Source organism: Butyrivibrio sp. NATIVEDY162, from assembly GCF_045999815.1.
GTDB lineage: Bacteria > Bacillota > Clostridia > Lachnospirales > Lachnospiraceae > Butyrivibrio.
On the sequence record NZ_CP172573.1, the window covers coordinates 3374632 to 3386761 of the forward strand.

The following is a 12130-nucleotide window of genomic DNA, read 5'->3' on the forward strand; positions in this document are numbered from 1 at the left end:
TATCTGTGTTTTTCCTTTGGATAGGGGCGGGTAAGATTGACAAAAATACAGTATTTGAAATATCATAGGTTGATATATATGTAATTATTCAGAATTAAATTTAGGATGATTGCTATTTAGGAAAATGAGGATATTGTTTATGAGAAAAGAATTAGCAAAGACCTATGATCCTAAAGGAATTGAGGATCGACTTTACAAGAAATGGGAAGATAATAAGTATTTTCATGCTGAGGTGGACGAGACGAAGAAACCCTTCACAATCGTTATCCCGCCTCCGAATATCACAGGCAAGCTCCACATGGGACACGCTCTTGATAATACCATGCAGGACATACTTATTCGTTATAAGAGAATGCAGGGATATAATGCCCTTTGGCAGCCCGGTACAGATCATGCATCCATCGCTACAGAGGTAAAGATTATTGATGCTTTGAAGGCTGAAGGCATCGACAAGAGAGACCTTGGCCGTGAGAAGTTCCTTGAGAGAGCCTGGGAATGGAAAAAGGAGTATGGCGGAACCATTATCCAGCAGCTGAAGAAGATGGGATCGTCCTGTGACTGGGACAGAGAGCGCTTCACAATGGATGAGGGCTGTAACGAAGCTGTTACGGAAGTATTTTGCAAGATGCATGAAAAAGGCTACATATATAAAGGAAGCCGTATCGTAAACTGGTGTCCTGTATGTAAGACTTCTATTTCTGATGCAGAGGTTGAATACGAGGAGCAGGCCGGCCACTTGTGGCACATCAAGTACCCGGTTATCAATGAAGACGGAACCGTTAGTAAGACAGAGTTTATCGAGTTTGCTACGACTCGTCCCGAGACAATGCTTGGTGATACTGCTGTTGCAGTTAACCCTGACGATGACAGATATAAGAGCTTCAAAGGTAAAAAGGTCCTTCTTCCTATTGTAAACAGAGAACTTCCTATAGTAGAAGATTCCTATGTAGATATGGAATTTGGTACAGGTGTAGTTAAGATTACTCCCGGCCATGACCCTAATGACTTCGAGGTTGGTAAACGTCATAATCTTGAAGAGATAAACATATTAAATGATGATGCTACCATCAACTCAAATGGCGGCAAATTTGAGGGTATGGACAGATATGCTGCCAGAGATGCCATTGTCAAGGAACTTGACGAGATGGGTCTTCTGGTTAAGATTGAAGACTACTCACATAATGTAGGTACTCATGACAGATGCCATACTACTGTAGAGCCCATGATCAAGGCACAGTGGTTCGTGAAGATGAATGAGCTTATTAAGCCTGCTGTCAAGGCAGTTAAGGAAGGCGAGATAAAGCTTATTCCTCCGAGAATGGATAAGACATACTTCAACTGGACAGATAATATTCGTGATTGGTGTATCTCCAGACAGCTCTGGTGGGGACACAGAATTCCTGCTTATTATTGCGACAAGTGCGGAGAGGTTGTTGTAGCGAAGGAAACTCCTACTGTATGCCCTAAATGCGGTCACGATCATTTTACACAGGATCCTGATACACTTGATACATGGTTTTCATCAGCACTTTGGCCGTTTGAGACACTTGGATGGCCACATGATACAAAGGAACTTAAATATTTCTTCCCTACAGATGTGCTTGTAACGGGTTATGACATTATTTTCTTCTGGGTTATCAGAATGATATTCTCCAGTTATGAAAATATGGGAACATATCCGTTCCATACAGTTCTTTTCCACGGACTTGTAAGGGATTCTCAGGGCAGAAAGATGAGTAAGTCCCTTGGAAACGGTATTGATCCGCTTGATATCATTGAAAATTACGGTGCTGACGCATTAAGACTTACACTTATAACAGGTAACGCTCCCGGAAACGATATGCGTTTCTATAATGAGCGTGTTGAGAATAGCCGTAACTTCGCAAACAAAGTATGGAACGCTTCCCGCTTCATCATGATGAACATGGGTGAGGATGAAAAGAGCGCTATAAACCAGCCTGCACCTGAAGGTCTTGAACCTGTAGATCACTGGATCCTTTCAAGACTCAACAATACTATCCGTGAAGTTACTGAGAATATGGATAAGTATGAGCTTGGAATCGCAGTTCAGAAAGTATATGACTTTATATGGGATGAATTCTGCGACTGGTATATCGAGATGGTTAAGCCGCGTCTCTATAACTCTGATGATAAGAAGTCACATGAGGCAGTTCTTTGGACACTTCAGACAGTACTTATTGACAGCTTAAAGCTCCTTCATCCTTTCATGCCTTTTGTTACAGAAGAAATCTTCTGCACTCTTCAGGATGTTGAGGAGTCAATAATGATCTCAACATGGCCTGTTTACAAGGATGAGTGGAATTATGCAGCAGATGAGAAAGCTATTGAGACCATCAAGGAAGCTGTAAGGGGAATCCGTAACATTCGTACACAGATGAATGTTGCACCTTCACGCAAAGCTCTTGTATATGTAGTGTCTGAAAAAGAAGAGGTTCTTGATATTTTCAAGACGGGTAAGCTTTTCTTTGAAACACTTGCAAGCGCTTCTGAGTCAGTTTGCCAGAAGGATAAGTCCGGTATTGCTGATGATGCAGTGTCTGTAGTTCTTGCTGAGGCTACTATTTATATTCCTTTCTCAGATCTGGTAGATATTTCTGCAGAGATTGAGAGACTTGAAAAAGAGAAGAAACGTCTTGAGGGTGAGCTTAAGAGATCTCAGAGCATGCTCTCAAATGAGAAGTTCCTTTCCAAGGCTCCGGCTGAAAAGATTGAGGAAGAAAAAGAAAAGCAGAAGAAGTATGAGCAGACTTATGCACAGGTTGAAGAAAGACTTGCGCAGCTGAAAAAGTGACAATACAGATATGAGTGAAGATTTTACAAAGTATGCCTTCGATATGCTTGCACGATTGGATAGCGGTGAAAGGCTTGGTTTTTATGAATGCGACAGATTTGTGGATCAGATTCCTGCATTCACAGAGAAACATTCAGTAGAGGAAACACGAAAATTCCTGGAGTATATAGGAAGTCCTGACCTTAAGATGCATATAATCCATGTTGCCGGAACAAACGGCAAAGGGTCTGTATGCAACTACCTGTCTGAGATTCTCAGACAGGCAGGATTCAAGGTAGGAATGTTTACTTCCCCACACCTTGTGAAGGTGACGGAGAGATTTTGCATAAACGGTATGCCCATTGAGGACTCCATTTTTTGCGAGATTTTTGCCGATTTGATCAGAAAAATAAGGGATTATGGTACTGAAAAGTATTTCCCTACATATTTTGAATTCCTGTTTTTTATGGCTATGCTTCTTTATGAGAAGTATCCGGTAGACTACCTGGTGCTTGAAACCGGGCTTGGCGGAAGACTTGATGCTACAAACAGTGTACATCAGCCTGTGCTTGATGTTATTACTGAGATAGGTCTTGACCATATGCAGTATCTTGGAAATACCATTTCGGAGATTGCAGGTGAGAAGGCAGGAATCATACGTCAGGATACACCGGTGGTTGTGTATAACAAGCGTGACATCAGCACGGATGTTATTGAAAAGAGAGCAGAGGAATTATCGGCAAAAGTTTATAGAGTTGAACCTGAGTTTGTTACTGAGATCAATACTACTCCGGATGATTCAGGTAATATTTGCATTGATTTTTCCTATGAATCTAAGTATGATAAATATTGCGGTCTGCGTTTGCAGTCTGTAGCCAAATTTCAAACAGAAAATGCCGCTATTGCGATAATGTGTACCAGAGCTCTCAGAGATATGGGCGTAGATATAACTGATGAAGATATCAGTTATGGACTTAGAAAAGCGAAGTGGGGCGGAAGGATGGAACTTATTCTTCCGGGTTTCTATGTGGATGGTGCGCATAATGTCGATGGCATGGAGGCTTTTCTTGACTGTGCGGGGGATGTGCCCTGTGATAAGAAGAGAATACTCCTGTTTGGTGCTGTAGCTGATAAACAATATCATCTTATGATCAGACAGATATTGGAGAGCAGATTGTTTGACAGGATATGTGTTTCTGTTCTTGAGACAGGAAGATCCGTGTCAGAATCTCAGCTTAGAGCAGCTTTTGAGGCTGAAATGCGTCATTTTAGGGAAAAACCCGATATCAGATTCTCATATTACACAAGTGTCAGGGATGCCCTTATGGATATCATAACTGACAGGGGAGCGGGTGATGTTGTTTTTGCAGCCGGCTCATTATATCTGGTGGGGCAGGTTAGGGAATCATTGGGAATAATGCCCGGGAACTGATAAAAAATTTCTTATGAGAGTGTCTGCCATCCAATATTTGGCAGGCAGGTGCACTTAAACTTTATGTGCATTATTTAGGAGCATTATAATGATCAATTTTGAGAATGAACTTAAGAAGTTTCGTCCCAGCCTTGAAATAGAGGATGCTGAGGAGATTATCTATAATCAGGATCTTGACGATATGGCGGATGTGCTTGTTAGCCTCTTAAAGGATGCTAAAGCAGAAGAGATGGGACGCCAGACGCGTTCCCGCTAATGTTTTCAGAGCCGGATAGATATCTCTGAATGATTACGATAGAGAGGGCGAACTTCGTATTATGAAATGTTATCAATGTGGGGCAGAGCTTACTGAGCGCGAATATTGCCCGAATTGTGGTGCTGCGGTTAAGGTTTATAAACGAATAATCTCGCTTTCCAACCGTTATTATAATGAGGGATTGGAGCGTGCAGAGGTCAGAGACCTTTCTGGGGCCATAGAGATGCTGCACCAAAGTTTGAAACTAAATAAAAGTAATATTCAGGCCAGAAACCTTTTAGGACTGGTCTATTATGAATGTGGAGAAGTGGTTGCGGCTCTTAGTGAATGGGTTATAAGTAAAAACTTAAAGCCTGAAGAGAACGCTGCGGATGACTATATGGATTTGGTCAGAAACGACCCTTCAAGACTGGAGACTTTTAATCAGACCATTAAAAAGTTTAATATTGCGCTTAATCATTGCCATCAGGACAGACTTGATATGGCTGTGATCCAGCTCAAAAAAGTATTGTCAATGAATCCCGGATTTATCAGGGCTCATCTGTTATTGGCACTTTTATATCTGAATAATAACAACTATGCCAAGGCAAAGACGGAAGCACAAAAGAGTCTTAAGCTTGATACCGGTAATGTGATGGCTCAGAGGTATCTCAAAGAAGCCGAGGCAATGATGCTTCCTCAGGATGTAAAGACGAACGAAGAGAAGGAAAAAAAGCAGGGAGATGTTGTCAGATACACCAGCGGGAATGAGACCATCATTCAGCCGGTGCGAACAAATATGTTTACAAGAAGTGGCTCGATATGGGGCATAGTTTTGGGCGTTGTACTTGGAATAGCGGCAGCTTATTATCTGATATTACCTGCCAGAATCCAGTCGATGAACGCCAGCTTCAGAGAACAGATTTCTGCCATAAGCGAGGAATCTGATTCAAAATCTGCCAAGATGGGAGAATATGAGCAACAGATAGCTTCACTTAATTCTGAACTCGAAACCCTTAAGGGGAAGATGAGCTCTTACGAAGAATCCGACAACTCGGGTTCTGCTTCCAATGACCTTATGGCTGCTGTTTCAATATATCTTAATAATTCAGAAGATATAGATGCTGTTCAGGAAAAAATGGATGCCATTGATCTGAATAATATGGAGGGTGGTGCATCCTCACAGTTTACAGATCTATATAATTCATTTATGGTTCTTGTTGGAAGTGAACTTTCAAAAAGAAGCTACCAGACCGGATTTGATGCATATCGCAGTCAGGATTATGAAAATGCGATAAAAGCTTTATCCAAGGCATTTCAGTATGATAACACCAACGTTGACGCACTTTATAATTTAGGAAATGCCTATTATGAAAGCGGTGACACTGATAACGCCAAGGTCATTTATGATCAGGTTATGAATGAATTCTCGGATACACGTAGCGCAAGCTCAGCCGAGACCAAATTAGCAGAGATAAATAATGCTTCAAATTAACCCAAATATAACCAATTTTTCGGATTTATCTTTTATATTTAGATTTCTTCCGATTTTTCTTATTGCATATTTTGTATTGCCATCAAGGCTGCGTCCGCTGGTTCTGTTTGTGGGCAGCCTTGCATTTTATGCCTTTGGCGACCCAAAAAGTATGGGGTTTTTTGCGGCAGCTGTAGTAGTAAATCTTATTTTTTCATATAAATGTCAGGCTCACAGTAAGACATTTTTGATTATTATTGTGGCGCTTGATGTGATTCTGCTTCTTTCATTCAAATTCCTTTCGGCTTATGGAATGATTCCGGCACTTCCGCTGGGAGTAAGCTTTTTCACATTTAGGATGGTCAGTTATCAGGCAGATCTGTACAGGGGAGAAATAAAAAAGTGCCCCGGTATTATAGCAGTAGCTGCTTATTTTTCCATGTTTCCGCAGCTTATGTCCGGACCTATAATGAGATACTCGGATTTTGAAAAGAACAAGGTCCTTTCAGGTATAGAAGACAGATTTCTGATATTCAGGGACAGAGCAAAGATCCACCTTGATAAGCTTGAGGAGGGACTTGTATACTTTACTCTTGGATTTGCTATGAAGGCACTTATAGCAGATTATCTTGCAGCCATGTGGAAAGATATAGGAACCATAGGCTATGAGAGCATTTCTACACCTTTGGCGTGGGCAGGAGTAGTGTGTTATTCGCTTAATCTCTATTTTGATTTTTGGGGATATTCGCTTATGGCAGCAGGAATTGGCGTGATACTGGGATTTCCATTTGTGAAAAATTTTGATCACCCGTATACATCCAGGACCGTAGGTGAGTTTTACAGGAGATGGCATATGACTCTTGGCTCATGGTTCCGTGATTATGTGTATTTTCCAATGGGAGGGAATCGTGGCGGTAAGGTAAAGACCATAAGAAACCTTTTCATAGTATGGACACTAACCTGTCTGTGGCATGGTGTGACTCTCAATTATATTGTGTGGGCCGCTTTTCTCCTCTTGATGATAGTTATGGAGAAATTTGTGTGGGCTTCGCGCGAAAAAGCACTTGGCATTATAGGAAGAATCCATGTACTTATAATGATACCCATATCCTGGGTAGTTTTTGCTCTCCCAAATAAAGAAGATTTATTTAATTACTTCGGGAGACTTTTTCCTGTAAGAGGTGAGGGTATCGCCGTAAATCCCGGAGATATTGGCAAGCTTTTATCTACATACTGGGTATTTTTGCTCGCAGGACTTATTCTTCTTTTGCCCGGTATATACACAAATATTGTAAAACGCAGGAAGAGCTGGCCTGTCAGAGCCATGATGCTCATCCTCTTTTGGATATGCGCTGCTCTTGTTTCAACAAAGGCAGGGAATCCGTTCATGTATGTTAACTTTTAATAGTAGTAGTAAACATAAAGGCAGAATATGAAAACAATTTTTCAGCATATTTTGTCCATGGGAATACTGGTTGTGGCGCTGCTGTTCACACTGGATTCCGCACTTGGACAAAATAGCGTGTATGAAGAAATTGAATATGACTCCTTTGATGCACCGATTATGTCGCTGACTCTCCGTCGTATAATGGATGGGCAGCAACCTTATCTTATAGAACTTTTGCGAAAAAATATATTCGGAACGCCGGAAGGTATAGGCAACCAGGCTGATGAGAATAACTCAGACGAAGCGGATTCTAAGGAAACTGCAACAAACGATGCTAATGCCCCTGAAACTGCCGCAGATAATAACGAACAGGCTGTATCAGAAGGCAATTCAACAAGTGAAGTGTCTTCAGGCGACGCGCAGGTATCGGATGGTAATGCAGAGATATCCGGAGGTAATGCGGAGATATCCGGAGGCAATGCTGCGTTCGAAGTAACAGGTGGGGACGCTGAGGTAACAGGCGGCGATGCTGCAGAGCCTGAAAAAGACAACTATGTAATGAGTTCTGTTCCTGATTCGTATTTTGATGATGCACTTTTTATAGGAGATTCCAGAACTGTCGGTTTATCCGAGTATTGTACACAGCTTCAGGGACATGCGACTTTTTATGCGAAAGTTTCACTTACGATCTACGGACTGGATGATATAGAGTTTGTTCCTGTTCCGGTGAGGACTGAGGAAACAGCTAATGTTCCGGAGGAAGAGCTTCCAACGGAAAAGGTCACGGTTGAAGAGGCACTTTCCAGAAAACAGTTTGGGAAGATATATATAATGCTGGGACTAAATGAGCTTGGCAGCCGTACTCATGAGCAATACGCTGAAATATATGGCGGTGTGATAAACAGAATTCGCGAGCTGCAGCCGGATGCAATTATAATCATTCAGGGAATCATGCATGTTACTCATGCAAAGAGCAGCAATGACAGGGTTTTCAAAAACTCTACGATAAATGATAGAAATGAAATGCTTAAGACCCTGGCTGACGGTGAGCATGTTTTCTATATAGACATGAATGAGGCTACAGATGATGAGAATGGGGCCCTGGGTAAGGATTTATCATTTGATAGCATTCATTTGAAGGCGAAGTCTTACTCCTTATGGTATGATTATTTAAAGAATCATGCCTTTGTTAAGGAAAAAGATCTTGAGCAGACACAGCAGCTCCTCATGCAGGAAATAGAGAGCCAAAATGCTGAGAATCCTCAATAAAAACTACAATCATTGTAGACAGATTAATTGAAGACGGACTAATTAAAGACAGACTAATTGGAGATAGATTAATTGGAGACAGAATATGGTCAGGGAAATGGTTTTTAAAATGGAGCGCCCGGGACTCTTGAAGGAGGGCGACGAAATCACAGTAACGGAGGGTGAGCTTCCGAGTAACGTGTATTATACGATAGACCCTTCTCTTGCCATGTCCGCTAATTTTCCTTTCAGAGAGAGAATGAGCGAGCGCAAGGGTGTGGTACTTAAGGTGGAAGAGAACGAGCGCGGTTTCTATGTTACGGCCGCATTCGATTCTGATAAACAGTGATAGATTATTAATTACATATTAAGGAGGAATGAAAAAATGAACTATGTATCTACAGACAAGGCGCCGGCAGCAATAGGACCCTATTCACAGGCGATCAAGGCGGGGGATTTTCTTTATGCATCAGGACAGATTCCGATAAACCCTGCTACAGGTGATATTGAGGGAAAAGACATTAAGGAACAGGCAGATCTTGTTTGCCGCAATATAGGTGAGATATTAAAGGCAGCAGAAACCGATTTTGAACATGTGGTTAAGACAACCTGCTTCCTTGCTGAAATGTCAGATTTTGCAGAATTTAACGGTGTTTATGAAAAATACTTTACAAGTAAGCCTGCTAGAAGCTGCGTAGCAGTTAAAAAGCTTCCCAAGGATGTTCTTTGTGAAGTGGAGATTATTGCTTACCTTAAATAAAAGAGGATTGAAATAATGGCGGTATTTAGAAAAAATTCAGCCGCTATGATGGTTATGTTGGGGACTTTGCTGATAGGTAGTGGTTGTGGCACTATGTCCGGACACCGTAATGTAGATCTCGGGCTGGCACATATTGAAAGCCATGAATACGAGGAAGCTGCGCAGTCATTTGATGCTGCTGAAGCAGCAGGAGAAAATGGCAGACTTCTTTACAGGGCAAAGGGAATATTGAACAGAAGTCTTGGTGAGTATGACGAGGCTGTATCCAATTTTCTTAAGTCGCTGGCTGCTACAAGTGGAATTCCGGGGGACATGGATTTTGACACCAACTACTATCTGGCTGATACTTATATGAAGCTTGAAAAATATGATGAAGCTGAAAAAGTATACGATGCTATTCTTGCTCTCAGAAAAAGAGACAAGGATGCTTACTACATGCGCGGCCTTACAAAGCTCTACAATAACGATCATGAAGGCGCAACAGCTGACTTCAACAGAGCTATGGCGCTCTCGCCCAGAAACTATGACCTTAGGATAATGATATATAAGGCATTATCTGCAGGCGGCTTCGAGGATGAGGGAAAAGAAATACTGGAGGCATGTCTAAACAATACTGACCCTAACATGACAAATTATGAAAAGGGACAGATATCATATTATCTTGGCAATAATGCTGATGCTCAGAGTTATCTCGAGCTTGCGAGAAATGAGAGAGATACTGAAAAGGCACCTGTTGTACTTCTTTTAGGGCAAACGGGAGAAAAACAGGGTGACTATAATTATGCCATCAGTGTTTATAAGACATTTTTAGCTGAAGATTCAAATCATCCGGATATCTATAACCAGCTTGGAATGTGCCAGATAAATATGGGGGATTATGAGGGAGCTGTGGCTTCCTTTGAGGCAGGACTTGCCCTTGGAAACAGCGATTACAGCAGGGCTCTTCTTATGAATGAGATAACTGCTTATGAGCATGCAGGCAATTTTGCTCAGGCAAAAACTTTAATGGAAAACTATAGGAAGGCGTATCCGGATGATGCGGATGCGGAGAGAGAGGAGATTTTCCTTTCTACAAGGTAAGAGGTATTGGGAAATAAGCGTTACAGAAATTTAGACAGTAGTTATTATATAAGGCGTAAGCCGAGAAGGAGAAGAATAAAAGCAGCGGCTATAGCCGGTATAGGTATAGCGCTGCTGCTCATAACAATTATTGTGACAGTTGTTTTGATTTTGCATAAAAAGGGAGACAAAAGCAGTGATGTTGTGGAGGAAACAACTGTAGAAGAGGAAATTCCTCAGGAGGTAGTTGAAGAACCGCAGACTGTTGAAGAGCCTGAACCGGAGCCGGAGCCTGTTGTTGAGGTGGATGAAAGATCACCGGAGGTTCAGAGCTTTGCGACCGGATATACAGTGCAAAGCACAGGTTCTACTGCGGAAATCGTCAGTGAGGACGTAATAAGTGAAAATGCCATCCTTATTGATGTGGACAAGGCTGAGGTTATAGCTAAAAAGGCTGCAGATATCAGAATATCACCTGCATCAATGACAAAGATACTCACAATTCTTGTGGCTGCGGAGCATGTGGAAAATCTTGATGATACCTTCACCATAACCAGAGATATCACTGACTATTCATTTTCAAATGAGTGTAGCATAGTGGGATTTGAAGTTGATGAGACTGTGACGGTGAGAGATTTAATGTACGGAACCATTCTCCCTTCAGGAGCAGATGCTGCAATAGCCCTTGCAACCTATGTTGCAGGTTCACACGAAGCCTTTGTTGATATGATGAACCAGAAGCTTGAAGAGCTGGGGCTTTCAGAGACAGCACATTTTACTAACTGTGTTGGCATCTATGATGAAAATCATTACTGCACTCTGACTGATATGGCGATGATTCTGAAGGCTGCTGTAGAAAATGACCTTGCAAGAGAAATTCTCTCAGCTCATAAATATACTACATGTCCAACAGAGCAACATCCTGAGGGAATGACAATATCTAACTGGTTTTTGAGAAGAATAGAGGACAAGGAGACTAACGGAACAGTTATGTGCGCAAAGACTGGATTTGTAAATCAGTCCGGATGCTGTGCTGCAAGCTATTCTGTTTCAAACAGCGGTGGGCACTATATCTGTGTATCCGCAAATGCATGGAGCTCCTGGCGCTGTATTTACGACCAGGTAGAGATATATCAGACATACCTTAGTTAAAAATAATGGATATCGACTGTCCCGAACAACGAGAGAGGCGATATCCATTATTTAAATTAATTCAGATCATCAAATTCGGCATCATCATTGAAACCGATGTTTTGCATGTTGACAGTACGGCGACGAAGGCGGGCACGCTCAGATTCCTGATTTATGAAGTCCTTGATCTCGCGGCCATGCTTGATATTTTTCATGATTATTGTCTTGTCTGTCACATCAGAGGTGAAGAGTGTGATGGTGGATAAACCCGCCATACGCTGCAAGAGAGACCTTGAAAGTTCAACATCGGTAATTTTATACATAAAACAGTCATCCTCCTTGATGCTAAGGAAACCGGAGGTGATCGTCAGCTCATTTTCGTAAATCTCATAGTGCTTAAAAGGCCACGGAATACCGAAAAAGAGGAGTCTTGCACACTCTTTGTATTGAAGGTTACCCTTTGCCTTCAAAGAAGCTTCATTCATTGTAGGATTAGATACTTTAGCCATTTTTATTTACCCCATTTTTCTGCTTTAACCCGGGCTTCATAAAAATGATATATTTTGTGATGAAGTACCGGATTGCAACTCTTTTCAAACCATACGCACTTTAT

11 protein-coding genes are annotated in these 12130 nt (G+C 41.7%); 10 read left to right on the plus strand and 1 reads right to left on the minus strand.

Features of this window, described 5'->3' with window-relative positions:
• The first annotated feature begins 139 nt into the window (after positions 1-139).
• From ACHCNF_RS14685 to ACHCNF_RS14730, 10 genes are all read left to right on the plus strand, one after another.
• A complete protein-coding gene (locus ACHCNF_RS14685) occupies positions 140-2812 on the plus strand; it encodes a valine--tRNA ligase (protein WP_408070489.1) in 2673 nt (890 codons plus the stop codon).
• A gap of 10 nt (positions 2813-2822) precedes the next feature.
• Entirely contained in the window at positions 2823-4223 is a 1401-nt protein-coding gene (locus ACHCNF_RS14690) for a bifunctional folylpolyglutamate synthase/dihydrofolate synthase (RefSeq protein ID WP_408070490.1), read from the plus strand.
• Between the two features lie 88 nt (positions 4224-4311).
• Complete coding sequence (locus ACHCNF_RS14695; protein WP_408070491.1) at positions 4312-4479, plus strand: hypothetical protein; 168 nt, start codon at positions 4312-4314, stop codon at positions 4477-4479.
• Between the two features lie 61 nt (positions 4480-4540).
• The gene (locus tag ACHCNF_RS14700) at positions 4541-5953 is read left to right on the plus strand and encodes a tetratricopeptide repeat protein (protein WP_408070492.1); all 1413 of its coding nucleotides are present in this window, start codon (positions 4541-4543) and stop codon (positions 5951-5953) included.
• Positions 5940-7337 (plus strand): MBOAT family O-acyltransferase, encoded by a 1398-nt coding sequence (locus ACHCNF_RS14705; protein ID WP_408070493.1) that lies wholly within the window; start codon positions 5940-5942, stop codon positions 7335-7337. The genes ACHCNF_RS14700 and ACHCNF_RS14705 overlap by 14 nt, the downstream gene beginning before the upstream one ends.
• Positions 7338-7364: 27 nt before the next feature.
• Positions 7365-8588 (plus strand): GDSL-type esterase/lipase family protein, encoded by a 1224-nt coding sequence (locus ACHCNF_RS14710; RefSeq protein WP_408070494.1) that lies wholly within the window; start codon positions 7365-7367, stop codon positions 8586-8588.
• Between the two features lie 85 nt (positions 8589-8673).
• Entirely contained in the window at positions 8674-8916 is a 243-nt protein-coding gene (locus tag ACHCNF_RS14715) for a hypothetical protein (protein ID WP_026491926.1), read from the plus strand.
• A 36-nt stretch (positions 8917-8952) separates the two neighbouring features.
• Positions 8953-9327, plus strand: coding sequence for a RidA family protein (locus ACHCNF_RS14720; RefSeq protein ID WP_408070495.1), 375 nt, complete (start codon positions 8953-8955; stop codon positions 9325-9327).
• A 15-nt stretch (positions 9328-9342) separates the two neighbouring features.
• Entirely contained in the window at positions 9343-10407 is a 1065-nt protein-coding gene (locus ACHCNF_RS14725) for a tetratricopeptide repeat protein (RefSeq protein WP_408070496.1), read from the plus strand.
• A gap of 6 nt (positions 10408-10413) precedes the next feature.
• A complete protein-coding gene (locus tag ACHCNF_RS14730; RefSeq protein ID WP_408070497.1) occupies positions 10414-11538 on the plus strand; it encodes a D-alanyl-D-alanine carboxypeptidase family protein in 1125 nt (374 codons plus the stop codon).
• Between the two features lie 56 nt (positions 11539-11594).
• Here the strand turns inward: ACHCNF_RS14730 and ACHCNF_RS14735 are convergent, their stop codons facing one another.
• Complete coding sequence (locus tag ACHCNF_RS14735) at positions 11595-12026, minus strand: PH domain-containing protein (RefSeq protein ID WP_408070498.1); 432 nt, start codon at positions 12024-12026, stop codon at positions 11595-11597.
• Positions 12027-12130 lie beyond the last annotated feature (104 nt).